The organism is Streptomyces cacaoi, assembly GCF_006539165.1.
Taxonomy (GTDB): Bacteria; Actinomycetota; Actinomycetes; order Streptomycetales; family Streptomycetaceae; genus Streptomyces; species Streptomyces cacaoi.
Map to the genome: position 1 here is coordinate 61357 of NZ_BJMM01000019.1, position 23130 is coordinate 84486.

The window sequence follows — 23130 nt, forward strand, 5'->3', positions numbered from 1 at the left end:
GGTCGGTCGCGGCCGTCCCGGGTGCCCCGGGACGGCCGCGTGAACCGGACCTCGGTGGGTACCGGTGTGGGGCCGAGAAGAAAGGAGGAGTTCGGCATGACGTACGGAACGTTCCTGTCCGAGGTGCGCGACCGCGGAAACTACCCGGACCGCGGGGAGGCCGTACGCGTCTCCGAGGCCGTGATGACGCTGCTCGGTGCGAGGCTCCAGCCCGCCTCGGCCCGGCATCTGGCCTCGCAGCTGCCGGAGCGGATGGCCGGAACGGTCACCCACGACGGCCGCGGCGCGACGACCTGGAGCGAAGGGGAATTCGTCGAACGGGTACGGCAGGCGACCGGGGCGGAGAACACCGGGGTCGCACGCAGGCACGCCGAGGCGGTCTGCCAGACCATCTGCGACCAGGTCTCGGGCGGGGAGCGCAACAAGCTCCTCAGCCAGCTGCCCAGCGGCTACGCGCCCCTGTTCGGCCACCCCGAGCTGCACTGATCCGGGCCGTACCGCGCACCGTGCGCTGCGCTCACCTCCGTGACGGCAGTGCGCTCCCGCGCGGGCCGTGTCCGCTCCCGGCGTGCGCACACCGCACCGCCGGGACGGGGCGGCCCGCTTCCTTCTGAGCGTGCGGGATCCGGCCTCGCCGGGCCGTGCGGTTCAGGGAGCGGGCGCACAGGGGGAGCGGCGCTCCGGGCACCTGCGGGTGCCGGGCACATGGTGGGCGCCGGGCACACGTGGGCGGCGGCGCTCCGGGTTCCGGTGCGGCCGCCGCGGGATCCTCGTGCCCCCCTCGGCGTTCAGTCCTCGCCGCGGAAGATGTGCGATTCGGGGTCGCTCTCGTCGGCGGGTCCCCGGGGTCCGTAGCCCATGGGACCGTCGCCGCGGGCCGACCCCACGCCCGTCCGGTGGACGAGCGCGGCTCTGCTGTTGCGCGTCCGGGCGTCCTGGTCCTTCCTGGTGCTCTCGGTCTGCTGCACCTGCGATCACCTCCACGTCCGACTCAAACACGAGTCCCCGCGCCGTGCAGTACGAAACGGCAGAACAGCCGGTCACGGACGCGAGGACGCCACGAGGAGACGACGACGGACATGGCCTACAAACAGGATCTTCTCGAACTCTTCACGGACGAACACCGGGAGGCGGAGCGGCTGCTGGCGGCGTACGAGGCCACGTCGGACGTGCGGCGCCGCGACGCGCTGGCGGGCCGGCTCGTCACCGACCTCGCCCGGCACACCGTCGCCGAGGAACACCATCTGCACCCGGTGGTCCGCCGTGCGCTGCCGGACGGCGAACACCTCGTGGCGAGGGCTCTGGCGGACCGGGCCGAGGCCGAGCGCGTCGTCGGGGAACTGAGCCGGCGGGCGCCCGGCGGGCCGGGGGCCGAACGCTGTGTGCGGGAGCTGTCCGACTGGCTCGGGCGGCACTCGGCGTACCAGGAGGACGAGGTCTTCCCGAGGCTGCGCGACGTGCTCACCCGGCGGGAGCGGCTGGAGCGGGGCACCCGCGCCGCGGCGCACGCCGAACGGCCGCTGGACCCCGGCCCCGGGCTGTTCGACCGGCTACGCGAGCGGCTCTCGGCACGGTTCTGACAGCGGCCGCAGCGCCGGGGTTTGGGCCCGGGACGGCGGGCTACCCGGTGCCGCAGCCCGGACGGTGCACAGCCCGGTGCAGAGCCCGGTGACGAAGTCGGCGGAGAGCCCGGTGAAGGGCTCGCGGAAAACCTGGCCGGCGAGCCGCTCCGGCGCGGGAGAACCGGCCGGCGCGGTGCGCGCAGGCGACCGCGCCGGACCTGTGGCCGGACCCGTGGCCGGATGCGGCGACCGAGCGCGACCGGCGCGGAGGGCGGCGCACCGCACCGCGGACGGCGCCGCCCCACGGCACACCGGGCCGCCGTTCCCGACACGCGAAGGAGGCCCGCCATGACTGTCGCCCCGGCACAGCAGCAAGGCGGCGGAGGTACCGGCAACCTCTACGACGTACTGGAACTCGTCCTCGACCGCGGGCTGGTGATCGACGCGTTCGTGCGCGTCTCGCTGGTCGGCATCGAGATCCTCAAGATCGACGTCAGGGTCGTCGTGGCCGGTGTCGACACCTATCTGCGGTTCGCCGAGGCATGCAACCGGCTGGACCTGGAGTCCGGCCGCAACAAGAGCCCCGGACTGCCGGACGTCGTGGGCGAGATGACCGAGTCCGGCGCCCGCGGCAAGACGAAGGGCGCGCTCAGCGGGGCGGCGCAGACCGTCTCCGACGCCTATCGGCAGGCGCGCGAGGAGTCCCGTGAGCGGGAGGAGGCGCCGCGGCGCTCCACGAGCCGCCGGAAGGAGGAGCGCGAGTGAGCACCTACGTCTACGGCATCGCGGCCGCCCCCGGCCCCCCGCTGCCCGACGGCCTCACCGGCGTCGGCGATCCGCCGCGCCCGGTGCGTACCGTCGAACGCGAGGGACTGGTGGCGCTGGTGAGCGACGCGCCCCCGGAACTGCGGCCCAAGCGCCGCGAACTCCTCGCCCATCAACGGGTGCTGGCCGAGGCGGGGGCGCACGCCCAGGTACTGCCGCTGCGTTTCGGGAGCGTCTCGGCGGACGACGAGACCGCCGGCGGCGTGCTGGAGGAGCGTGCCGAGCACTTCCGGGAGCGCCTGGCGGCGCTGGAGGGCAAGGCCGAGTACAACGTCAAGGCCGCGCACCACGAGGAGGCCGTCCTGCACCGCGTGCTGGCCGACCGGCCCGAGCTGCGCGCCGCGACGGAGGCCAACAGGGCCGCCGGGGGCGGCAGTCACGAGGAGAAGCTGCGGCTGGGCGAGCAGATGGCCACGGCCGTGCAGGCACAGGAGACGGCCGACGAGGCCCTGCTGCGCAGCGTGCTGGAGCCGTACGCCTCGGAGGTCAGCGAGGGGCCGCGGAGCACCGGCTGGCTGGCCAATCTCTCGCTGCTCGTCGGCGAGGAGTCGGCGGCCGGGCTGCTGGACGCGGTCGACGAGCTGGCCGAGCTGCACCCGCAGCTCGATCTGCGGGTGAACGGGCCGCTGCCGCCCTACAGCTTCGTCGAACGGACCGGCGCCACGGCCGATCCGCCCGTGGGACACGCGGCCCGGTGACGGCATGGGACTGCTCACCGAGCTGGTGCTGCTGCCGGCCGCCCCGTTCCGCGGCACGGCGTGGGTCCTGCGGCAGGTGCAGGCGGAGGCCGAGCGGCAGTACCGCGACCCGGCCGTCGTCCAGCGCGAACTGGCCGCGCTGGAGGAGGCCCTGCTCGCGGGCGAGATCGACGAGGACACATTCGACCGGCGCGAGGACGAGCTGCTCGCGCGGCTGGAGAACAGGAACCCATGGACATGAACGGCAGGCTGACGACGGCGGCGGCCGTCGCGGGCGGGTACGCCCTCGGCCGCGCCGGGCAGTCGAAGTGCGCCCTCGCGGTCGGCTCGGCGGTACTGCTGCTGGGCAGGCGCGTGGATGCCGGATCGCTGCTGGCGGGTGTGGGCCGCGGGCTCGGCCGGGTCACCGGCCGGCTGGACGCCGTCGCCGAGGGCCGCGGCCCGGGCCGCGCCGGCCCGGCGCCGGACAGCGACGGCGAGGCCGCCCGCGCGTCCGAGGGCGCGCCCGCCGATGCCCGGGCGCCTGAGGATGCGCCCGTCGACGCCCGGACACCCGCGGACGCGCCCGCCGATGCCCCGACGCCCGAGGACGCGACCGCCGAGGAGGACGGTGCCTCCGGGGACGGGTCCGGCGAGGGGGCGGCGGGTCCGCGGCAGGGGGCCGGTTCCGTCGAGGTGGGTGAGCGCGGATGACGCTGCCCAGCAGGCTGCCGGGCGGCGGCGCCCCTGCCTCGGCGGGTGAGAGGGGGTCGAGCCTGGCCGACATCCTCGAACGCGTCCTCGACAAGGGCGTGGTGATCGCCGGGGACATCCGTATCGACCTGCTCGACATCGAGCTGCTCACCGTCAAACTGCGGCTGATCGTCGCCTCCGTCGACAAGGCCAAGGAGATGGGCATCGACTGGTGGGAGACCGATCCGGCCCTCAGCTCCGCCGCCCGGCGGGACGAACTGTCCGACGAGAACGAGCAATTGCGGCACCGCGTCGCCGAACTGGAGGGCCGAAGCGATGAACGCTGAGCTGCGCTACGCCTACGCGGTCGCCCCGCCGGGGCTGCCGCCCCTGCCCGAGGGGCTGCGCGGCGTGGCCGGCACCGTGCCGCGCGCCCTGGAACACGCGGGGCTGACGGCCGTGGTCGGCACCGTGCCGGCGGACGACTTCGCCGAGCAGCCGCTCCGCGCCCATCTGGAGGACCTGGACTGGCTGGCGGAGACCGCCCGCGCGCACCAGGCCGTGGTCGACGCGCTCACCGAGGTCACCACACCGCTGCCGCTGCGGCTGGCGACGGTCCACCACGACGACGACTCCGTCCGCCGGTCCCTTGAGGCGGACCGCGAGGAGCTGGCCGGGACCCTCGACCGCCTCGCGGGACGCGTCGAATGGGGCGTGAAGGTCTACGCGGAGACGGACCGGGCACAGCGGCGCGCGGCCCCGGCGGCGAGCCCGTCCGCTGCCGGCGCGGCACCCGAAGGGGGCGCGCGGAGCCCGGCGGACGCGGCTCCCGGCAGTGGGCGCGCCTATCTCCGCCGTCGGATGCGGGCCGTCAGCGACCGGGAGAGCGCGCTGGACGAGGCGGAGAACACCGGCCGCACCCTGCACGCCGCGCTCGCCGCGTACGCCGAGGACGTACGGCTCCACCCGCCGCAGGACCCGCGGCTGTCCGGCGCCTCCGGGCAGAACCTGCTCAACGCGGCCTACCTCGTGCCCCGGGAAGGCGCCGGCCGGTTCGTCGAGCGTGCCGAACAGCTGGGCGCCCACGATCCGGTGGTCCGGGTGGAGGTGACCGGGCCCTGGGCCCCGTACTCGTTCGTCGCCCCCGCGTCCGGGCGCGGCCGACACGCCGGTGGGGCCGCGGCGGAGGCGTCCTCGTGACCGGCGGCCCCGCGGGCAGCGAGCCGCGGCAGGCCGGGCCCGCTCCCGTTCCCGAGCCCCGTCCCGATCCCGTGGAGGAGTACCGGGACGCGGTACGCGGCCGCGAGGTCTCCCTCGTCGACCTGCTCGACCGGCTGTTGGGCACCGGGGTCGTGGTGAGCGGAAGCCTCACGCTGGGCATCGCCGGGGTCGATCTGGTGCGGGTGGACCTGCGGGCGCTGCTCAGTTCGGTGAACGACGGCGTCCCCTCGCCGTGGAGAGGAGGCGGGCTCCTGTGACCCGGCATGTCGATGTCGACCCCGATACGGTGGAGCGCGATCTCGCGTCGCTGGTCCTGACCGTCGTCGAGCTGCTGCGGCAGCTGGTCGAGCGTCAGGCGCTGCGCCGCGTGGAGGTCGGGGACCTCTCGGAGGACCAGGAGGAGAGGATCGGCATGACCCTGATGCTGCTGGAGGACCGCATGGCACTGCTGCGGGAACGCTTCGGGCTGGAGCCCGAGGACCTGAATCTCGATCTGGGCCCGCTCGGCTCGCTGTTGCCCACCGACGGCCCGGCCTCCTGACGCCATGCACGACGCCTTCTACTCCTCGATGGGGCAGGGCTGGCCGCAGGTCGCCGATCTCGCCCTCGCCTTCGTCCTCACCTCGCTGATCGGTCTGGAGAGACGCGCCAAGGGCAAGAGCGCCGGGCTGCGCACCCACGCACTGGTGGGGCTGGGCGCGGCCCTGTTCATGCTCGTCAGCAAGTACGGCTTCGCCGATCTGCTGGGCGAGGAGGACATCGCGCTGGACCCCTCGCGGATCGCGGCCCAGATCGTCTCGGGCGTCGGCTTCCTCGGCGGCGGCGTCATCTTCGTCCGCCGGGACGTGGTGCGCGGGCTGACCACGGCGGCCATCGTGTGGGTCTCGGCCGCGGTCGGCATGGCGTGCGGCGCGGGGCTGCCGCTGCTGGCGATCGTCGCCGTCGCGATGCACTTCCTCACGGTCTGGGGCTTCACGAAGCTCGGCTACTACCTGCCGGACGCGGAGCCTCCGCGGCTGCGGATGACCTACCAGGAGGGCCGGGGTGTGCTGGCCACCGCGCTCACCCTGTGCACGGAGCGCGGCTTCGTCGTCACGGAGACGGATGCCCAGCGGGGCACGGAGGCGGAGCGGATGACGGTGACGCTCGCGGTGTCCGGCAAGGGCTCGGTGCCCGAGCTGGTCGGGGAGCTGATGGACGTGCCCGGCATGATCGCCGTCAACAGCAAGGAGAACGAGCGGCACGCCGGGGAGTGAGCCCGCGCCGGGCGGCCGGCGGCTCCCGTGCCCGCGGGGTGCGCGCGACAATGGAAGTGGCCCGGTTTGTCCGGTGGCACCGGCGGTTACCCGGTGATCGCCATCGTGCGGGAAGGGGCTGAACGATGAACGTCTACGCCATAGCAGCCGTCGCCGACCTCGCCGCCACACGGGACCACCTCGTCGGCATCGCCCCGCTGGCGATCGGCCTGCTGATCGTCGCGGCGCTGATCGGCGCCGTGTGGCTGGGCATCCGGGTACGCAACCAGGAGCCCGAACCCCCGGACCCGGAGTCGCAGCCGAAGCTCCCCGAGGAGGGGGCGACGGACGAGATCATGGAGAACCGCGAACCCGACGAGATGCCTCAGGACGGTGTGCGCCGGCTGCCCCACAAGGACGTGCACGACTACGCCGACAAGGAGAGCCACCCGGGCGAGCCGCCGAAGCGGCGCCGGTGGGAGCCCGGCAAGAGCGGCTCGTTCGGCAGCGGCGGCTTCGGCTGACCCGCGGCCCGCCCCTGCCGGAGATGGGGACGGTGCCGCCCGGGACCCGAGTCCCGGGCGGCACCGTGCTGTGCCGGCGGCCGGCGGCGCCCGCTGTCGCGCGCCGTCGCCCGCGGTCCGGCAGCGGTGGCCGTCATTTGCCGATGCCCAGCGTCATACCGGAGATGATGCGGCGCGAGAGCCAGCCGTAGAGCACCAGCATCGGCGCGACGACGAGGCACAGCCCCGCGAACATGCCGCCCCAGTCGGCGCCCTTGTACTGCTGTTCACCGATGAACCGGGCCAGCACCAGGGGCAGCGTGAAGTTGTCGTTGCTCTGCATCAGGGCCAGCGCGAACAGCGTCTCGTTCCAGTTGTTGATCAGCTGGAGGATGAAGGCGGTGATCAGCCCGGAGCGGGCCAGCGGCAGCACGATCTGCCAGAAGGTGCGGCCCGGCGAGGCACCGTCCAGGGCCGCCGCCTCCTCCAGTTCGCCGGGCAGCGAACGGAAGAACCCGGTGAGCAGGAAGACCGTGAACGGCATGGCGATACCGACGTAGACGAGGAACAGCCCCGGCAGCGAATCGACCATGCCGACCTCCGTCAGCATGAAGAACACGGGGATCAGCAGCACCTGCCCCGGTACGCCGAGGCCCAGCACGAACAGCATCGTCAGCGGGCCCGCCATCCGGTTCAGCCGGCGGCTGAGCGCATAGGCGGCCGGGGCCGCGAGGACGACGGAGACCAGCGCGGCCGAGCCGCTGACGAGCACGCTGTTGACCGCGGCGCGGCCGAAACCGGAGTCGAAAGCGGTCGTGTAGTTGGACAGCCGGAAGGGGTCGGGCAGCGCCCAGGGATCGTCGAAGATCGAGCGGGAGTCGCGCAGCGAGGTCAGCAGCATCCACAGCAGGAGCAGCAGGCTCGCCGCGACGAACAGCCAGATCAGTCCGATGCCGACGGCGCGGCCCGGGCCCACGCGTCCGCGTGTGCGGCGGGTGCCGGAGGCCGTGGTGCGGGGCTCGGCGAGGGATGTCGTCACCAGCTCACCTCAGAATTCGACGGGGTCACGGCGCATGAGCCGGCGCAGCAGCACGGTGAAGACCGCCACCAGCACGAGGCTGACGATCCCGGCCGCGCACACCGTCCCGAACTGCGGGATGTCGGTGCCCGTGAAGGCGTTGCGGTAGATGTACAGCGCGCTCGTCCAGGTCTCGATGGACGGGCCGCTGGTGGTCGAGGTGCCGCCGAAGACCAGCACCAGTTCGAAGACCTTCACCGAACTGATCGTCCACAGCACCGCGCAGACGCCCACCACGTCCCAGCTGAGCGGGAGCGTGATGTGCCAGAACTTGCGGAAGGCGCCCGCGCCGGCGAGTTCGGCGTCCTCGTAGAGGTAGTGCGGGATGTTGTCGACGGCGGCCATCAGGATCGCCACGTAGAAGCCGGTGGAGGTGCACACCATCGTTGCCATGATCAGCGGGAAGATGGTGTCGCTCCCCAGCCACTTGGGCGGATCGTCCACGCCCAGCGCGCTCAGCGCCGTGTTGACCAGCCCGTTCGGGTTGAACATGAACCCGGCGAGCACCCCGAACACCATCGCGTTGACGATGTGCGGGAAGAAGATCACCGCGCGGACGAACTTCTTGCCGGCCATGTCGCGCAGCACCATCGTCAGCGCGAAGGCGATCACGAAGACGGCCGCTCCGACGAACACCAGGATCTTGAAGGTGTTCAGCATCGAGGTGCGGAAGAACGGGTCGGACAGCAGAGCGCGGTAACTGCCCAGGCCGTTCCACTCCATGGGCGCGTAGCCGTCCCAGCGGTGGAAGCTCGTCCAGATGCCGAAGAGCAGCGGGCCCAGATAGAAGACCGTCAGGAAGGCGAGCGCCGGGGCGACGAACGGCCAGAACAGCCGTCTGCGCCGGCGGGCCAGCGGGGTGTCACGCGGCTGCGCCGCCTCCGGCAGGGAGGACGGCGCGCTGCGGCGCATCCCCGCGGTGAGCACCGCCATCAGTTCCGGCCCTCCCCGTAGGAGGTGTGCAGCTTCTTCACCTTCGCCAGGAAGCGGTCAGGGGAGGCGTGGCCGAAGAACAGGTCCTTGTAGGCCGGGTAGAGCACCTTGTCCGTGTAGGAGGTGACCGAGCCCGGCAGCTGCTCGCGGGAGGGCGTGGACTCCATCTGCCGCTGTGCGTCCCGCAGCAGTGACGGCGCCTCGATGTCGGGCCGCGGGGTGATGTTGCCGGCCTTGTCGGCGATACCGCTCAGCCGCTTCTTCGCCAGGAAGTAGGAGATGAACTTCTCCGCGGCGCCCGCGTTCTTCGCCTGCTTGGGCACCGCGAAGCCGAACAGCCGCACATCCGTGGCGTTCCGCTTGCCGCCCTTCGCCTCCGTGGCCGAGGGGAACGGTGCCGCCTTGTAGTCGAAGCCCTTCTCGGCGAACTTCTCCGTCTCCGTGGGCAGCCAGCTGCCGTTGAGGTTGAAGGCCGCCTTGCCCTGGGCCCAACGGTTCTGCTGCTCCGGGTACTTGCTCGCGTCGTAGCCGTCGAGGAGATAGCCCTTGTCGACGAGTTCCTTGACCATGCCGGCGGCCTTCTTCACCGCCGGGTGGTCCCAGCCCTTGCCGGAGGGGTCGGTGATGGCCTTCTTCATCACGCCGTCGCCGCCGATGCGGTCGGCGAGGTAGTCCAGCCACCACAGGATGTAGACGGGCTGGTCGCCGTCGGCCGCGATGCACGCCCGGTCCTTCTTCTTCAACGCCGCACAGATGTCGAGCAGTTCGTCCCACGTCTTCGGCGGCCGGACGTCCTTGTCGGACGCGTCGTACCAGAGGTTGACGGAGGTGACCTCGTACGGCACCAGCCATTTGTTGCCGCTGCCGTCCGGCTGGTCCCGCAGATAGCTCATGTAGCCCATCTTCAGCACCTGCGAGAGCTTCTTCTTCTCGCCCGTGGCGGGTTTGTCGAACAGATGCGAGAGGTTTTTGGCGCGCTTGGACTGCACCAGGGTGGGATAGAGCTTGTCGTCGGACTGGTCCACCAGATCGGGCACCTTGCCGGTGGTGAGCGTCGGCGCGAGCTTCTCCATGACGGTGCGGCCCTGCCACTGGACGTTCACCTTGACGCCGGTGTCCTTCTCGAAGCTCTTGATGGCGGACTTCAGCACCGCGGCCTGCGGTTCGTTCTCCGTCCACATCGACCAGTACGTGAAGCTCTTGCCGTCCCCACCGCTGCCCGAGCCGCATCCGGTGACCGAGGTGAGCACGGCCGCCGACGCCAACACGACGGCGGCTGCGCGGATTCCGGTGTGCGACATGGGGGCCTCCCGGCAATGCTGGCGCGCCGTCCGGGGCCCGGGGACACCTGTGGCCCTAACGCGCGTCGTACCAACGGACAGGGCTATTGATCCCGCCGCCCTCGCCCGAGGTCAAGGCATGTGGACAGAAGTCCAGTGGTGCACGGCAGTTGTCCAAGAATCCGTCCCGCCCACCCCTTGCGCCCCGGGCCACCGGCACGCTCGCCTCCCGCGGTGCTTAGCACGATCGGGCAGCCGGTAAACCTCGGCCTTCTGTGCCCATGGCGAAAACAGCCGGTTTGTGCGGGAAGCGAACCGCGGGCCCGAGGCGGCCGTTCCGTGCCTATGCTGCGTTCACGGTGCCGGTTCCCCGCGGTTCCGGCACGTCCGCGGAGCGGCGAAGAGCCCCTTCCCGCAAGGGAATCCGGTGGCGGCGGAACCGCGACAGGAACGCGGAAAGGAAGCCGGAAAGGAACCCGAATCGGCACCCGGTACAGAGCCCGAATCGGAACAGAGCCCGAATCGGAATCCGGAACAGAATCCGGGACGGAGATCCGGATGCTTCGGCGGGGCCCGCCGGGCGCATCCGGGCGCGGCACGGGAAAGGTGGGAGAAGTGGGTTTTCGGAACGAACCGGTGCTGGAGCGGTGGGCGGGCGCGGCCCCGGCCGAGGGCACGGCGCCCGCGGCAGGCGGCATGGGTGACCAGGTGTTCGACCGGCTGCTGCGGGAGAGGGTCGTGTTCCTCGGGCAGTCCGTCGACGACGAGGTCGCGAACCGGATCGCCTCCCAGCTGTTGCTGCTCGCCGCGGACTCCGCGGACGACATCCAGCTGTACATCAATTCCCCGGGCGGCTCCGTCTCGGCGGGCATGGCGATCTACGACACCATGCAGTACATCGAGAACGACGTCATGACGACCGGTATCGGATTCTGCGCCTCCATGGGGCAGTTCCTGCTGACCGCGGGAACGCCCGGCAAGCGGTTCGCGCTGCCGCACACCAAGATTCTGATGCACCAGCCCTCCGCGGGGCTCGCCGGCACCGCGTCCGACATCCGTATCTACGCGGAGCAGTTGACCCGCACCAAGCGCGAGGCCGCCGAGCTGATCGCGCACCACTCGGGCCAGGACGTGGAGACGATCGTCCGGGACTCCGAGCGCGACCGCTGGTTCACCGCCGAGGAGGCCGTCGCCTACGGGCTCGTCGACGCGGTGATGAGCGCACCGGCCGCGTTCCCCGGCGCCACCGCCCGGCAGGGCGCCGGGTTCGGCTCCACCGCGCGCTGAGCCGCGTGCCGCGCGCGGGCCCGCACACCGCGTGGCCGTCGGGGGCCCGCGCCGCGGCAGGGCGGGGCCCTCCGGCGTACGGGCCGGCCCTCAGCCCTCCGGGGTGAGCAGGGCGGCGAGCGGCGCGGTGATCTCTTCCCGGGACGGCGGGGTCCGGGCGGCCAGGGACTGCAACAGGATGCCGTCCAGGACGAGGACGAGCGCGCGGGCGGTGTGCGGGTCGGTGTGCGCGGCGATCACCTCGCGTTCGGTCTCGGCGTAGAGCACGGCGGCGGGGCGCAGTTCGGGGCGCCGCATCGCCGCGCTCATCAGCTCGAAGGAGAGCACCAGCTCGGCGCGGGAGCCGGCCAGTTGGGTCTCGACGAGGTCGGCGAGGTGCTCGACCAGCTCGGCGGGGGAGGGGTCGCCGAGCCCGGCGCCCCACTCGTGCAGCCAGTGCGCGTACTGCTCGGTCAGTCTGCGGGTCGCGCCGTCGAGCAGATCGTCGAGCGTCTCGAAGTAGTACGTCGTGGACCCGAGCGGTACCCCCGCCTCGCGGGCCACCGCGCGATGGCTGAGCCCTCCGATGCCCTCCTCCAGCAGAAGCCGCTGGGTCGCGGCCATGATCCGCTCCCGGCGCCCCGGGTCGGCCGGCCCTCGCTTGGCTGCCATGTGCTCGCCCTTCTCGCTGCCCGGCCGTGCGGGCGGCCGGGGCGGCGGGGTGCGGCCGGAAATATTGCGAGGCACCCCGCCGGATTTTTGTGTACTGTAGTACACGAATTTATGTACGGCCGTACACAATCACGGAATCGGAGAGCTGACCATGGCGCACCCCGCCGACGCCAGGGCCGGAGCACGGGAATGGGCGGGTCTCGTCGTCCTCACGCTGCCGGTCCTGCTGATCGCCGTCGACCTCACGGTCCTCGGCTTCGCCGTCCCGGCGCTCAGTGAGGATCTCGCGCCCTCCAGCACCCAGCTGCTGTGGCTGGTGGACATCTACTCCTTCGTCCTCGCCGGCCTCCTGGTGACCATGGGCACGCTCGGGGACCGCGTGGGGCGGCGCAAACTGCTGATGATCGGCTGCGCCGGCTTCGGCGTCGCCTCGCTGCTGGCCGCCTACGCCCCCAGCGCCGGTGCGCTGATCGCCTCCCGGGTGCTGCTGGGCATCGCGGGCGCCACGCTGATGCCCTCCACGCTCTCGCTGCTGCGCAACATGTTCCGGGACGAGAAGCAGCGCCTGGTCGCGCTGGCCGCCTGGGGCTCCGCCTTCAGCGCCGGGTCCGCGCTCGGGCCCGTGGTGGGCGGGCTGCTGCTGGAGCACTTCTGGTGGGGCTCGGTCTTCCTGATCAACCTGCCGCTGGTGGCCCTGGCGCTGATCGCGCTGCCGCTGCTGGTGCCCGAGACGCGCGATCCGCGGCCGGGCCGCTTCGATCTGCCCAGCGCCGCGCTCACCCTGCTCGCCGTGCTGCCGTTCGTCTACGGCATCAAGTCCTTCGCACACGGCGACGGGCCGGTGTGTGTGCCGTATCTGCTGGCCGGGCTGGTCTTCGGGGCGCTGTTCGTGCGGCGGCAGCGGCGGCTGACGGATCCGATGATCGACGTCGAGCTGTTCCGCATCCGCCGGTTCTCGGCGGCCATCGGCACCAACGTGCTGGTCGTCTTCGTCATGGCCGGTTCGCTCTTCTTCATCCCGCAGTTCCTCCAGCTGTCCGAGGGTCTCTCACCGCTGCGCGGCGGGCTGTTGCTGCTGCCCGGCGCCGCGCTCTCGATCGCCGCCGGGTTCTTCGCCGCCGCGGCGGCCCAGCGGGCGGGCCTGCGCCGGCTGATCGCGGGCGGCCTGGCGACGGCCGCGCTCGGCTATGCGCTGATCACCGCCCTGCCGCTGGCGGACGGCCCGACGCTCCTCGCGGTCGCGTTCTGCTTCGTGAGCCTCGGCGCCGGCACGGTGATGACGCTCACCAACGGCATCGTGCTGGACACCGTGCCGCCCGAGCGGGCGGGCGCCGCCTCCGCGGTCTCCGAGACGGGGATCGAGCTGGGCGGTGCCATGGGCGTCGCCGTGCTGGGCAGTGTCCTCTCGTCCGCCTACCGCCGGGGGCTCGACCCGGTGGAGGGTGTGCCGGGGCGGGTGCTGGAGAGCGCACGCGAGACGCTCGGCAACGCGCTGCACATCGCCGCCTCCGTGGGCGGGGACACCGGCCGTGCCCTGGCGTCCGCCGCGCGGGACGCGTTCGAGCGCGGCGTCCAGTTCACCGGTGCGGCCGGCGCCGTCCTGCTGGTGCTGGCGACGGTCCAGGCGTGGGTCCTGCTGCGCCCCGCACCCGGCGCGGAGGGGCAGGTGCCGGGCCGGGAGGGCGCGAAGGGCGCGGGCAGGATCGGCGGCACGGACGGCGCGGCGAGCGCGGACGGTACGGACGGCGCGGTGGCGGCCGGAGAGGAGCAGTCGCGCGGCGGCGGCCGGGAGCGGGAGACGCACCGGCCGGGCTGAGCGGGGCTCCCGGCCGCCTCCCGGTCCGGGCACCGCGTCTTCTTCTACAGTCCTGTAGATTCAAGGGAAGCGGTCAACCGAACCAGGAGGAGAACGTGGGAGTTTCACTCGCCAAGGGCGGCAACGTCTCGCTGAGCAAGGAGGCGCCCGGTCTGTCGGCGGTGCTGGTCGGCCTGGGCTGGGACGTCCGGACGACGACCGGCGCCGATTACGACCTGGACGCCAGCGCGCTGCTGTGCGACGGCTCCGGCAAGGTGCTCTCGGACCAGCACTTCGTCTTCTACAACAACCTCAAGAGCCCCGACGGTTCGGTCGAGCACACGGGCGACAACCTCACCGGTGAGGGCGAGGGCGACGACGAGGTGATCAAGGTCGACCTCTCCGCCGTCCCCGCCGGCGCGGAGAAGATCGTCTTCCCCGTCTCGATCCACGAGGCGGAGCAGCGCGGCCAGAACTTCGGGCAGGTCAGCAACGCCTACATCCGCGTCGTCAACCAGTCGGGCGGTTCCGAACTGGCCCGCTACGACCTCACGGAGGACGCCGCGACGGAGACCGCCATGGTCTTCGGCGAGCTGTACCGCCACAACGGGGAGTGGAAGTTCCGCGCCGTCGGCCAGGGTTACGCCTCCGGGCTCGCGGGGATCGCACAGGACTTCGGCGTCAACGTCTGAACTCCCGCGCGGCAGCGCCGCGCCCGGCCGCACCCGTCCGCCGTCCGACCACCGCCCCAGCGCCGGTGGCGGCCGGCGGACCGAGCTGTGCCGCCGGACGGCCACGCCGCGCGCCGGCCCACATCCGCTCCGTCACCGAGCCCTCGGGGGAAGAAGTGAGCAGCCGCACGCAGCGCCTCCTCGCGCGCGACCGAGCCGCATTCGAACGAGTTCTGGACCGCGCCCTGGACGAGGCCGACGCCCGCGACGAGCCGCCGCACACCGGCGCCGAGCCCGGCCGGGACGCCGCCCTGCGCGCGGAGGCGCTGGCGTCCGCCGAACGCATCGCGGCGCCCGCCGGGCGCGAGTACGCCGCCTATCTGCGGCTGCGTACGGCCGCCGAGAAGCGGGCGGCGCGCCGCACCCGGCCCAAGGCGAGCAGCTCGCGGGGCGTCTCCGCCGTGCTCGCCGTGCTGGCCCCCACCGTCTCCGGTGCCGCCGCCGTGCTCTTCCTCCTGATCGGCGGCGTCTTCCAACTCGCGGGCGGACTCAAGGAGTTGGGCGAGTCGCTGGTGGTCGCCGGCTGGGTGGCCGCCGCCGTCGCGGCGCTCGCACTGATCGCCGCCATGGCCGGGCTGCTGTTCGTCGCGCTGCGCAACCGCACGGCGGGCAAGCGCGCCCAGAGCCTCGCACGCGCCCTCGAACGCGCCCGCGGGGAATGGGAGACGGCCCTCCTGGAGCGCGGCATCGTGCCCTTCGTCGCACAGCAGCGGGGCTCCGGGCGGCCCCCGGGCCGGGCGGGGGAGCAGGGCCCGGGCCGGGCGGCGGAGCCGGGCCACCACGAGGAGCGGCCCGCGTCCCGGCCCGACGGGGGTGCCGGGGAGGCCGCCGGCTGACCCGGGCCCGGGGCGTCACCCCAGGTGCCGCAGCAGTCCCGGCAGTGTGCGGTCGAACTCCCGTGCCCAGTAGACCGGATCGTGGGTGCCGCTGTGGAAGTGCGTGGTGACGGGCGCCCCGTGGCCGACGAGGCGGCGTGCGAGCAGCCGGGTCTCCTCGCGCATGAGTGCCTCGGTCGGCGACAGCACGTCCTCCGGGAACGGATGTGCCGGGTCCTCCAGCCCGGGGACGACGGGGTCGGGCTTCGCATCCGGCGGATTGAGCGGGCCCGCCCGCCCGTCCCCCGCCGACAGATGGACGGGCACCCCCACCAGCCGTTCGGCGAGGTGATACGGATCGTGCGCCTGCCAGTTGCCGCGCTGCTCGACCGGGTCGCCCCACAGCGCGAGCCAGTCGAGGCCCACATGGGTGGCACCGGCGCGCACCGCACGGGGGTGCCGGAGCGGATGCACATAGCCGCTGTACGAGGCCGCCGCCCGGAACAGCCCCGGATACCGCGCCGTGTACGAGAGGGCCCCGAAGCCGCCCATCGACTCGCCCGCCACCACCCGCAGCGGCCCGGCGCCGTACTCCCGCTCCACGAACGGCAGTACCTCGCCCAGGTGGTAGGAGGCGACCGCGGGCGGCCCTCCCCGGCCGCCGTTCCACCAGTCCGAGTAGAAGCCGAACACGGGCATCCACGCCATCACCACCAGCACATCGCGCAGTTCGGCACGGCTGTCCAGGCTGTAGCGCCGCAGCAGGGCCCGGTGGTCGCCGTCGCCTCCCGGCAGCATCCACAGCACCGGCCACGGACCGCCCCCGCGCCGGGGCCGGTCGGGAGTGAGCAGCCGCAGATGTGCGGGGCCGCCCATCGAGGGGGAGTCGAAGGTGAGGTCGACCAGCCGTCCGGAACGCTTCTCCTCCAGGACGCGAACTCCCTTGTGCTGCTTGCCTCCCCGGTGCTGCTCGTGTCCTCCGGGAGGAGCCGCGTGGGCCCGGGCGGGGACGGCCGTTGCCGGGAGCGCGGCCGCGGCCGCGAGTGCGAGGGCGGGGCGGAGAACCTGCCGGCGGGTGCGCCCGGGCCGTCGCGCCGGGCCCGTTGTGTCGTCGATGTCCGTCATGTGCAGCAAGCTAGCGGCCGGATGAGCACGCGGTGCTCCGCCACGAGGGTGCTGGATCCCTGTACCGAAGGGCCGGCCACCGGTTCGCCGCAAGGCGGGGCAGCGGTCTCCCACGGCCGGTGGACGCCCTCCTCGCCGGGAATCGCGGGCCCTTGAGGCCGTCGCCGATACACCAGACACGCGCATCCGTCCATGGAACGGCGACGAAACCGCCCGTACCGGGGGCGGGCGCTGCGCCGATCGGGCAAGGGCGCCGCGTGCCGCCGTGGTACGGGCCGTCCGGGGGCAACCGCCGACGCACGATCGTGCCATGACTCAGGTCGCACGAAACAGACGCAGGCCGGCTGCTGCCGCGCTGCTGTGTGCCGTCGTCGTCGCCGGTGGAACGGGCGACGGTGCGGCGGCCGTTGCCGGGCCGCGCCCCGGGCCCGCCGAGGCCGCGCAGCGGCTGCCCTCGCGGGTGGACGCGCTCTACGGTCAGGCGTCCCGCGCCTCGGCGCGGTACGAGGCCGCCCGCCGCAAGGCCGCACACCAGCGCGCCGCCGTCGCCCGCGTCCAACGCGCCGTCAGCCGTGGCCACAAGCGGCTCGACGCGCTGCACGAGCTGCTCGGCAGCGTCGCCCGCAGCCAGTACCGGCACGGCGGATGGGCGCTCGGCACCCGGCTGGTGCTGTCCCGGTCGCCGGAGTCGCTGCTGGAGCGGCTGCGCGCACAGCGCCAGGGGGACCACGCCTTCCAGCGGCTGCTGCGCACCACGAAGACCACCCAGCGCCGGCTCCAGCGCAACCGTGCACGCGCGCACCGCGTGCTGGAACTCCTCAAGGAGAACGCCGCCCGGCAGCGGGACGCCAAGGACACCGTCGAGCGCCGACTGGCCGAGGCGCGGCGGAAGTTGGCGCGGGCCGAGGCGGCCCGGAAGGCGCGGGAGGCCGCGACGGCCGGGCCCGTGCTGCGGGCCGCCCGGTCGGCGGCGGCCGGCAGCTCGGACGGCTGCCCCGTCGGCGAACCGCCGGGCGGCGGCGCGGACAGCGGTGCCACCTGGGTGCGGCCGGTGCGGAACTACACGCTCTCGGCGGGCTTCGCCTCGTCCGGCGCCCGCTGGTCGAACGGGCACACGGGCCAGGACTTCGCGGTGCCGACCGGCACCCCCGTGCACGCCGTGGGCAAGGGCACGGTGGACTCCGTCGAGTGCGGCGGCCCCTTCGGCAACCAGATCGTCGTGCGGCACCCGAACGGTTACTACACGCAGTACGCGCATCTGTCGCAGATCCAGACCCGGCGGGGCGCGCACGTCGCGGCCGGGGAGCAGATCGGCCTGTCGGGCAGCACCGGCAACTCCACCGGCCCGCACCTCCACTTCGAGGTCAGGCTCACTCCGCAGGTGGGCTCGGCCGTCGAGCCGGTCCGCTGGCTGCGGGACCGGGGCGTCCGGGTCTGACGCCACCCGGCCCGGTGCCGCACATGGTCCGCGGCACCGGGCGGCGCGGTACGGCGCGGTGGCGGGGTGCGCGGGTACGGCCGGGGCGGTCCGGCTCCCGGGTCGCCCGCCCGGTCCGGGCCCCGTCCACCGGCGTACCCCCCCGTCTTCGCCCCCGGTCCGTCCGCCCCGCGCGCCCGGCGACGCCTCCGGCCGTCCGCCGGTCGTGCCCCGTCCACCTGTCCACCCGTCCAGCGCGGCCGTGAGCCCGTGTGGGCCCGGGGGCCCGGGGGCCCGGGGGCCTGGGGCCGAGCGGACGTGGATGAATCTTCGTGCGTGAGCGCCCGCGCGGGCGTGGGGCCGGGTGGCTGTGTACGCGTGTGGCTGTGCCGCTGTGTACCGCTGTGTGCCCCTGTGTTCGTTCGGCGTCTGTTTCTGTGCGGCTGTGCCGTTTTCCGTCTGGACAGGGTGGATTCGGCGTGCTGTCATGCCAACTGCCCCTGTATTCCACGGTGTACAGACATCTGAGCAGTGGAGCAGGGCGCAGGGGCTCTTGTCGCATCCACCTTCTCCCACCTGCGGAGGTACCGTGAGACGCGCACCCACCCGGCCGGCGGCGCTCGTCGCCGTCTTCGCCCTCCTCGCTCTGCTGTCCTCGGCGCTCGGCTCCGGCCCCGTCGCCTCGGCCGCCGGCCGCGGGCACGGCGGCGCACCGCCCACCGTGCACGGACTCAAGGGCGAGTACTGGACCCAGTCGGCGCCCGGCGCACACGACTTCGGCACCCTGCGGGCCACCGCGTTCGACCCGTCCCTCGACTTCGCCGACCTGGAGCCGCGCCTGGCCGAACGCGCCGGCCGGGCCGACCATGTGAGCGTCCGCTGGACCGGCGACCTCACCCCCGCCCGCAGCGGCGCGCACACCTTCCACATATCCGGCGACAACGGCTTCCGTATGTGGGTCGACGGCGCGCTCGTCATCGACCACTGGGTCGCCGACTGGGACAACGAACAGTCCTCCGCACCGGTCGAGTTGACCGCCGGTACCGCGCACTCCGTCAAGGTCGAGTACTTCGAGGAGGACGGCGGCTCCAATCTGCATGTGCGCTGGACCCCGCCCGGCGGCGAGAAGGCCGCGATCCCGCAGTCGGCCTGGACACCGCCCGAGGACTTCGCCTACGACGGCCCCGCCGACGTCCGCGTCACCGCCTCCGGCCGCACTCTCCGGCTCGGCTTCGCCCAGCGGCTCAGCGCGCCGCCGGCCGCCGTCCGGGAGCATCTGAAGGCCGTGATCGGCGGCGCCGAGTGGCCGCTGGGCGCCGTACGGCTCGACCCGCGCGACGACCGCACCCTGCTGGTCGCGCTGCGCGAACCCGTCGTCGGCCAGGGCGGCACGGCGGACGTGCGCTACGACGGCGAGGGCGGGCTGGCCGACGCCACGGGCAAGGCCGTCGGGGACTTCTGGACCTCCGGCGACAACCGCTCCACGTACCAGCTGAAGACCAGGTGGGCGAAGGAGGTCGGCCCGGACAACGCGCTTCCCGCGTACCCGCGCCCGCAGCTCAAGCGCAAGCAGTGGCGCAACCTCAACGGCAGCTGGCAGTTCGCCGCGGCCGGGAAGGGCGAGCAGCCGCCGGTCGGCGCCGGCCGCACCCTCGACGAGAAGATCCTGGTGCCCTACCCCGTCGAATCCCAGCTGTCCGGCATCGGCAGGCACGAGGAACGGATGTGGTACAAGCGCTCGTTCACCGTCCCGGCGGACTGGCGGGTCGGCTCCGGCAAGCGGCTGCACCTGAACTTCGACGCCGTCGACTGGCAGGCCACCGTCTACGTCAACGGCGAGCGCGTCGCCGGGCACAAGGGCGGCTACGACCGGTTCACCGCCGATGTCACCGACGCGCTGCGGCCCGGCCGCCACCAGGAGCTGGTCGTCGGCGTGTACGACCCGACGGACGCGCCCGACGGGGAGAACCCGCCCGTCGGCAAGCAGCGCCTCGACCCCGAGGGCATCTGGTACACCCCGTCGTCCGGCATCTGGCAGACGGTGTGGATGGAGCCGGTCGCCGCCGAGCACACCACCGGTGTGCACACCGAGCCGGACGTGACGGGCGAGAAGGTGGCGGTCACCGCACGCGGTGCCGGCGCCGGCGTGCCCGTGACGGCCGTGGCCTACGACGGCCGCAAGGAGGTCGGCCGCGCGAGCGGGACCGGTGGCGAGCCGTTCGACGTGCCCGTGCCCGCACCGCACCTGTGGTCACCCGACGACCCGCACCTGTACACGCTCAAGGTGACGGTGGGCACCGGGCGTTCGGCCGACGTCGTCAGCAGCTACTTCGGCATGCGGGAGATCTCCGTCGAGACCGTGGACGGCGAACGGCGCATGGTGCTCAACGGCGCGCCCGTCTTCTCCATGGCCACCCTCGACCAGGGTTTCTGGCCGGACGGGCTGTACACCGCGCCGACCGACGAGGCCCTCGCCCACGACCTGAAGATGCACAAGAAGATGGGCTTCAACTCGGTACGCAAACACATCAAGGTGGAGCCCGACCGCTGGTTCTACCACGCCGACCGGCTCGGGCTGCTCGTCTGGCAGGACATGCCCTCGATGCGCTCGGACCGCACCCCCGACGCGGCGGCCCGCGCACAGTACGAGCACGAGATGAAGGAGATGATCCGGCAGCACGACAGCCACCCGTCGGTCGTCATGTGGGTCACCTTCAACGAGGGCTGGGGCCAGTACGACCAGGCCCGCATCGCCGACTACGCCAAGGGGCTCGACCCCGCGCGGCTGGTGAACAACATGAGCGGCCACAACTGCTGCGGTGCCGTCGACGGCGGCAACGGTGACATCTCCGACGCACACGGGTACCCGAGCGCGCAGTTGCCCGCCGACGACGGGAAACGGGCCCGGGTGAGCGGGGAGTACGGCGGGCTCGGGCTGGCCGTGCCCGGGCATGCGTGGCCGGTGCGGCACACCTACGTCGGTGTGGAGAAGGAGAAGTTCACCGACGAGTACCTCGCCAAGCTGGCGGAGGTGGAGCGGTTCGCCTGCGCGGGCAGCAGTGGGGCCGTCTACACGCAGATCACCGATCTGGAAGGGGAGTTGAACGGGCTGGTCACCTATGACCGGGCCGTCGTCAAGGGGGATGTGGGGCGGCTGCGGGCGGCCCACCGGGCGTTGATCCGGGGCGTCGCCGACGGCACGCTTCGCTGCGGCGGCTGACCCTCGTTTTCTCTCTCCTGTTCTTCCCCTTGCCTGACGTCCGGCCGGCGAGCTGCGTTCCGGGCTTCGCCCCCTGTACGGGGCTTCGCCCCTGTTCCCGTTGGCCTCGCCGGCCGGGCGTCGGGGGCTCCGCCCCCTCTAGGAGACCCCCGGCTCCGTGGTGCCCCCGTTGCTGCCTTCGGGGCGCGGGCTCTCGCGGTCCTGCGGGGTGCCGGGCGTCACTGTCGGAGTTTCGGCGGAGTCCTTTCGCATGGCGCGGGCCTCGCTCTTGAGGATGCGCATGGATTTGCCCAGGGCTCGTGCCCCGTCCGGCAGCTTCTTGGAGCCGAAGAGCAGGACGAGGACGATCCCCAGAATGATCAGGTGCCAGGGTTCGAGACCGTTGCGGAGCATCGTGGACCGTCCGCCTTCCCTTGTGATCGTCGTCAGTTGCTACATTGCGCAAGTGTATAACCTGGTCGACGACAGCTGGGGGAGTGCATGGCAGGCAGCCACAGGACGGGTGCCCGGGGGCGTTCGGGACGGCGCCGGGCCCGGAGCCGGGGCTCGCGACTGCGCGCGGCCGGGGTGACGGTGGTGTGCCTGGCGATCCTCGCCGTCGCGGCGGGCGGCTGGTATTACCACAAGCTCAACGGCAATATCAGCACCTTCGGTTCCGACGGCATCAGCCGGGACCGGCCGGAGGCGAGTGCGGGCGGCCGCAATGTGCTGGTCATCGGGTCCGACTCGCGGTCCGGGAAGAACAAGTCGTTCGGCGGCGGTGAGGGGGACGTCGGGCGTTCGGACACCGCGTTCCTGCTGCACGTCTACAAGGACCGGCAGCACGCCGTCGCCGTCTCGTTCCCCCGGGACGCGCTGGTGGACATACCGCCCTGCAAGCTGCCCGACGGCGGCTGGACCAAGGGCAGCGAGAACACCATGTTCAACGTGGCGTTCACGGTGGGCAGCACGGCGGAGGGCAATCCGGCCTGCACCCAGAACACCGTCGAGAAGCTGACGGGGCTGCGCGTCGACCACACGGTCGTCGTCGACTTCGCCGGCTTCTCCGCCATGACGGACGCCGTCGGCGGGGTGCCGGTGTGCGTGCCCGGCGATGTCTACCAGGGCGATCTCAACCCCAACCGGGGCTCGCGCGGCAAGCGCATCTTCAGCAAGGGGCGGCAGACCGTCTCGGGCCAGAAGGCGCTGGACTACGTGCGGATCCGGCACGGCATCGGTGACGGCTCCGACATCGGCCGTATCCGCCGCCAGCAGGCGTTCGTCTCCAGCCTCATCAAGAAGGTCAAGGACAAGGGGCTCAACCCCACCACCCTGCTGCCGCTGGCCGACGCCGCCACCAAGTCGATGACCGTCGACGAGGGGCTGGGGACGGCGAAGAAGATGATGGACTTCGCCATGTCCCTCAAGGACGTCGATCTGCACGACACCAAGTTCGTCACCCTGCCCTGGCGGTACCAGGGGGCGCGGGTCGCCGTCGTCCAGCCGGACGCCGACCGGCTCTGGGCGGATCTGCGGGCCGACCGGACCGTCGACGGCTCGCTCGCCGGCCGCAAGCCGGAGAAGTCCGGCAAGCCCGAGCCCTCGGCGTCGGCACGGAGCGTCGACGGCTCCGGTGTGCGGGTCGCCGTGCGGAACGGTACGGGCATCACCGGCCTGGCAGCGCGGGCGGCCGGGGCGCTGGAGGAGAGCAAGTTCACCGTGACGGACACCGGGAACGCCTCCGTGCCCACCACCGGGACCCGGGTCGAGTACGGGCAGGGGCACAAGGCCGAGGCGGAGAAGGTGGCCCGGCTGTTCCCCGGCGCGGAAGTCGCCGCCGGGCAGGAGCAGGGCGTCACCGTCACGGTCGGCAAGGACTACGCCGACAACCCGCAGGCCGGGCGGCCGACCTCGACGCCCGACAAGGACTCCGACGACGACGGGGACAAGCCCCGCTCCGCCGACGACGACCTGTGCGCCGGCCTCTCCTACGGCTGAGGCCGGACCTTCGCGGCCGGGGACGCGGCCGGCGTCGTCGATGCCCTCGGGTCCCTCTCCCACGGAGGGGGCCCGGGGGCCCACCGATCTGCGGGCGAGGCCCCG

At 72.8% G+C, this 23130-nt stretch carries 26 protein-coding genes; 19 read left to right on the forward strand and 7 right to left on the reverse strand.

Translation table 11 applies throughout. The features are described 5' to 3' along the window. The first annotated feature begins 96 nt into the window (after positions 1-96). On the forward strand, positions 97-486 hold the full coding sequence (locus tag SCA03_RS18695) for a DUF2267 domain-containing protein (protein WP_030876750.1): 390 nt from the start codon (positions 97-99) through the stop codon (positions 484-486). A 302-nt stretch (positions 487-788) separates the two neighbouring features. Here SCA03_RS18695 and SCA03_RS18700 read toward each other — a convergent pair whose 3' ends face one another. Further along, positions 789-968, reverse strand: a complete 180-nt coding sequence (locus SCA03_RS18700) for a hypothetical protein (RefSeq protein WP_030876753.1) — start codon at positions 966-968, stop codon at positions 789-791. 111 nt (positions 969-1079) lie between these two features. Here SCA03_RS18700 and SCA03_RS18705 point away from each other — a divergent pair, with 111 nt between their 5' ends. The 11 genes from SCA03_RS18705 to SCA03_RS18755 all read left to right on the forward strand — a co-directional run bounded on the left by SCA03_RS18705 (position 1080) and on the right by SCA03_RS18755 (position 6737). After that, the gene (locus SCA03_RS18705) at positions 1080-1580 is read left to right on the forward strand and encodes a hemerythrin domain-containing protein (protein WP_086818397.1); all 501 of its coding nucleotides are present in this window, start codon (positions 1080-1082) and stop codon (positions 1578-1580) included. A 330-nt stretch (positions 1581-1910) separates the two neighbouring features. Then, positions 1911-2327, forward strand: coding sequence for a gas vesicle structural protein GvpA (locus tag SCA03_RS18710; RefSeq protein ID WP_030876758.1), 417 nt, complete (start codon positions 1911-1913; stop codon positions 2325-2327). After that, positions 2324-3085, forward strand: a complete 762-nt coding sequence (locus tag SCA03_RS18715; RefSeq protein WP_141275510.1) for a GvpL/GvpF family gas vesicle protein — start codon at positions 2324-2326, stop codon at positions 3083-3085. The genes SCA03_RS18710 and SCA03_RS18715 overlap by 4 nt, the downstream gene beginning before the upstream one ends. 4 nt (positions 3086-3089) lie before the next feature. Next, positions 3090-3326 (forward strand): gas vesicle protein GvpG, encoded by a 237-nt coding sequence (locus SCA03_RS18720; RefSeq protein ID WP_030876765.1) that lies wholly within the window; start codon positions 3090-3092, stop codon positions 3324-3326. Further along, the gene (locus SCA03_RS18725) at positions 3323-3778 is read left to right on the forward strand and encodes a hypothetical protein (RefSeq protein ID WP_141275511.1); all 456 of its coding nucleotides are present in this window, start codon (positions 3323-3325) and stop codon (positions 3776-3778) included. Before SCA03_RS18720 ends, SCA03_RS18725 begins: the two co-directional genes overlap by 4 nt. Next, on the forward strand, positions 3775-4104 hold the full coding sequence (locus tag SCA03_RS18730) for a gas vesicle protein (RefSeq protein ID WP_086813964.1): 330 nt from the start codon (positions 3775-3777) through the stop codon (positions 4102-4104). Before SCA03_RS18725 ends, SCA03_RS18730 begins: the two co-directional genes overlap by 4 nt. Next, positions 4094-4957, forward strand: coding sequence for a GvpL/GvpF family gas vesicle protein (locus SCA03_RS18735; RefSeq protein ID WP_086813963.1), 864 nt, complete (start codon positions 4094-4096; stop codon positions 4955-4957). The genes SCA03_RS18730 and SCA03_RS18735 overlap by 11 nt, the downstream gene beginning before the upstream one ends. Before the next feature lie 71 nt (positions 4958-5028). After that, entirely contained in the window at positions 5029-5235 is a 207-nt protein-coding gene (locus SCA03_RS18740; RefSeq protein ID WP_030893532.1) for a gas vesicle protein, read from the forward strand. Continuing rightward, positions 5232-5519, forward strand: coding sequence for a gas vesicle protein K (locus SCA03_RS18745; RefSeq protein WP_030876781.1), 288 nt, complete (start codon positions 5232-5234; stop codon positions 5517-5519). Before SCA03_RS18740 ends, SCA03_RS18745 begins: the two co-directional genes overlap by 4 nt. A gap of 4 nt (positions 5520-5523) precedes the next feature. Next, positions 5524-6234 (forward strand): MgtC/SapB family protein, encoded by a 711-nt coding sequence (locus tag SCA03_RS18750; protein ID WP_030876784.1) that lies wholly within the window; start codon positions 5524-5526, stop codon positions 6232-6234. A 125-nt stretch (positions 6235-6359) separates the two neighbouring features. Continuing rightward, the gene (locus SCA03_RS18755; RefSeq protein ID WP_030876786.1) at positions 6360-6737 is read left to right on the forward strand and encodes a DUF6479 family protein; all 378 of its coding nucleotides are present in this window, start codon (positions 6360-6362) and stop codon (positions 6735-6737) included. Between the two features lie 133 nt (positions 6738-6870). Here the strand turns inward: SCA03_RS18755 and SCA03_RS18760 are convergent, their stop codons facing one another. Genes SCA03_RS18760 through SCA03_RS18770 form a run of 3 tightly spaced genes read right to left on the reverse strand, consistent with a single transcriptional unit; the run spans position 6871 to position 10028 of the window. Then, positions 6871-7755, reverse strand: a complete 885-nt coding sequence (locus tag SCA03_RS18760; protein ID WP_051846810.1) for a carbohydrate ABC transporter permease — start codon at positions 7753-7755, stop codon at positions 6871-6873. 9 nt (positions 7756-7764) lie between these two features. After that, positions 7765-8727, reverse strand: a complete 963-nt coding sequence (locus tag SCA03_RS18765) for a carbohydrate ABC transporter permease (protein WP_230988802.1) — start codon at positions 8725-8727, stop codon at positions 7765-7767. Beyond that, positions 8727-10028 (reverse strand): ABC transporter substrate-binding protein, encoded by a 1302-nt coding sequence (locus SCA03_RS18770; RefSeq protein WP_086813960.1) that lies wholly within the window; start codon positions 10026-10028, stop codon positions 8727-8729. The genes SCA03_RS18765 and SCA03_RS18770 overlap by 1 nt, the downstream gene beginning before the upstream one ends. A gap of 675 nt (positions 10029-10703) precedes the next feature. Between SCA03_RS18770 and SCA03_RS18775 the strand changes: the two genes are divergently transcribed. After that, positions 10704-11294 (forward strand): ATP-dependent Clp protease proteolytic subunit, encoded by a 591-nt coding sequence (locus tag SCA03_RS18775; RefSeq protein WP_170298006.1) that lies wholly within the window; start codon positions 10704-10706, stop codon positions 11292-11294. A 90-nt stretch (positions 11295-11384) separates the two neighbouring features. On the opposite strand, the gene SCA03_RS18780 is transcribed toward SCA03_RS18775, so the two are convergent. Then, a complete protein-coding gene (locus tag SCA03_RS18780; RefSeq protein WP_030876806.1) occupies positions 11385-11945 on the reverse strand; it encodes a TetR/AcrR family transcriptional regulator in 561 nt (186 codons plus the stop codon). A gap of 151 nt (positions 11946-12096) precedes the next feature. Between SCA03_RS18780 and SCA03_RS18785 the strand changes: the two genes are divergently transcribed. From SCA03_RS18785 to SCA03_RS18795, 3 genes are all read left to right on the forward strand, one after another. Beyond that, a complete protein-coding gene (locus SCA03_RS18785; protein WP_086813956.1) occupies positions 12097-13761 on the forward strand; it encodes an MFS transporter in 1665 nt (554 codons plus the stop codon). A gap of 95 nt (positions 13762-13856) precedes the next feature. Beyond that, a complete protein-coding gene (locus SCA03_RS18790) occupies positions 13857-14432 on the forward strand; it encodes a TerD family protein (protein WP_030876811.1) in 576 nt (191 codons plus the stop codon). A gap of 155 nt (positions 14433-14587) precedes the next feature. Next, a complete protein-coding gene (locus tag SCA03_RS18795) occupies positions 14588-15307 on the forward strand; it encodes a hypothetical protein (RefSeq protein ID WP_051846812.1) in 720 nt (239 codons plus the stop codon). A gap of 15 nt (positions 15308-15322) precedes the next feature. Here the strand turns inward: SCA03_RS18795 and SCA03_RS18800 are convergent, their stop codons facing one another. Then, on the reverse strand, positions 15323-16411 hold the full coding sequence (locus SCA03_RS18800; RefSeq protein ID WP_141275512.1) for an alpha/beta hydrolase: 1089 nt from the start codon (positions 16409-16411) through the stop codon (positions 15323-15325). Positions 16412-16721: 310 nt separating this feature from the next. Here SCA03_RS18800 and SCA03_RS18805 point away from each other — a divergent pair, with 310 nt between their 5' ends. Together SCA03_RS18805 and SCA03_RS18810 are read left to right on the forward strand one after the other, a co-directional pair. Next, a complete protein-coding gene (locus SCA03_RS18805) occupies positions 16722-17849 on the forward strand; it encodes a M23 family metallopeptidase (RefSeq protein ID WP_141275513.1) in 1128 nt (375 codons plus the stop codon). A 568-nt stretch (positions 17850-18417) separates the two neighbouring features. Beyond that, positions 18418-21048, forward strand: a complete 2631-nt coding sequence (locus tag SCA03_RS18810) for a PA14 domain-containing protein (RefSeq protein WP_230988803.1) — start codon at positions 18418-18420, stop codon at positions 21046-21048. Between the two features lie 138 nt (positions 21049-21186). On the opposite strand, the gene tatA is transcribed toward SCA03_RS18810, so the two are convergent. Continuing rightward, the gene (tatA, locus tag SCA03_RS18815) at positions 21187-21441 is read right to left on the reverse strand and encodes a Sec-independent protein translocase subunit TatA (RefSeq protein WP_086817787.1); all 255 of its coding nucleotides are present in this window, start codon (positions 21439-21441) and stop codon (positions 21187-21189) included. Between the two features lie 87 nt (positions 21442-21528). Here tatA and SCA03_RS18820 point away from each other — a divergent pair, with 87 nt between their 5' ends. After that, entirely contained in the window at positions 21529-23025 is a 1497-nt protein-coding gene (locus SCA03_RS18820; protein ID WP_030876826.1) for an LCP family protein, read from the forward strand. Positions 23026-23130: the final 105 nt, after the last annotated feature.

Coding starts and splice junctions, on each gene's coding strand:
- SCA03_RS18695 (WP_030876750.1), top strand. CDS start 97: ATGACGTACGGAACGTTCCTGTCCGAGGTGCGCGACCGCGGAAACTAC.
- SCA03_RS18800 (WP_141275512.1), bottom strand. CDS start 16,411: ATGACGGACATCGACGACACAACGGGCCCGGCGCGACGGCCCGGGCGC.
- SCA03_RS18710 (WP_030876758.1), top strand. CDS start 1,911: ATGACTGTCGCCCCGGCACAGCAGCAAGGCGGCGGAGGTACCGGCAAC.
- SCA03_RS18805 (WP_141275513.1), top strand. CDS start 16,722: ATGACTCAGGTCGCACGAAACAGACGCAGGCCGGCTGCTGCCGCGCTG.
- SCA03_RS18780 (WP_030876806.1), bottom strand. CDS start 11,945: ATGGCAGCCAAGCGAGGGCCGGCCGACCCGGGGCGCCGGGAGCGGATC.
- SCA03_RS18725 (WP_141275511.1), top strand. CDS start 3,323: ATGAACGGCAGGCTGACGACGGCGGCGGCCGTCGCGGGCGGGTACGCC.
- SCA03_RS18720 (WP_030876765.1), top strand. CDS start 3,090: ATGGGACTGCTCACCGAGCTGGTGCTGCTGCCGGCCGCCCCGTTCCGC.
- SCA03_RS18820 (WP_030876826.1), top strand. CDS start 21,529: ATGGCAGGCAGCCACAGGACGGGTGCCCGGGGGCGTTCGGGACGGCGC.
- SCA03_RS18755 (WP_030876786.1), top strand. CDS start 6,360: ATGAACGTCTACGCCATAGCAGCCGTCGCCGACCTCGCCGCCACACGG.
- tatA (WP_086817787.1), bottom strand. CDS start 21,441: ATGCTCCGCAACGGTCTCGAACCCTGGCACCTGATCATTCTGGGGATC.
- SCA03_RS18730 (WP_086813964.1), top strand. CDS start 3,775: ATGACGCTGCCCAGCAGGCTGCCGGGCGGCGGCGCCCCTGCCTCGGCG.
- SCA03_RS18765 (WP_230988802.1), bottom strand. CDS start 8,727: ATGGCGGTGCTCACCGCGGGGATGCGCCGCAGCGCGCCGTCCTCCCTG.
- SCA03_RS18705 (WP_086818397.1), top strand. CDS start 1,080: ATGGCCTACAAACAGGATCTTCTCGAACTCTTCACGGACGAACACCGG.
- SCA03_RS18750 (WP_030876784.1), top strand. CDS start 5,524: ATGCACGACGCCTTCTACTCCTCGATGGGGCAGGGCTGGCCGCAGGTC.
- SCA03_RS18775 (WP_170298006.1), top strand. CDS start 10,704: ATGGGTGACCAGGTGTTCGACCGGCTGCTGCGGGAGAGGGTCGTGTTC.
- SCA03_RS18770 (WP_086813960.1), bottom strand. CDS start 10,028: ATGTCGCACACCGGAATCCGCGCAGCCGCCGTCGTGTTGGCGTCGGCG.
- SCA03_RS18785 (WP_086813956.1), top strand. CDS start 12,097: ATGGCGCACCCCGCCGACGCCAGGGCCGGAGCACGGGAATGGGCGGGT.
- SCA03_RS18735 (WP_086813963.1), top strand. CDS start 4,094: ATGAACGCTGAGCTGCGCTACGCCTACGCGGTCGCCCCGCCGGGGCTG.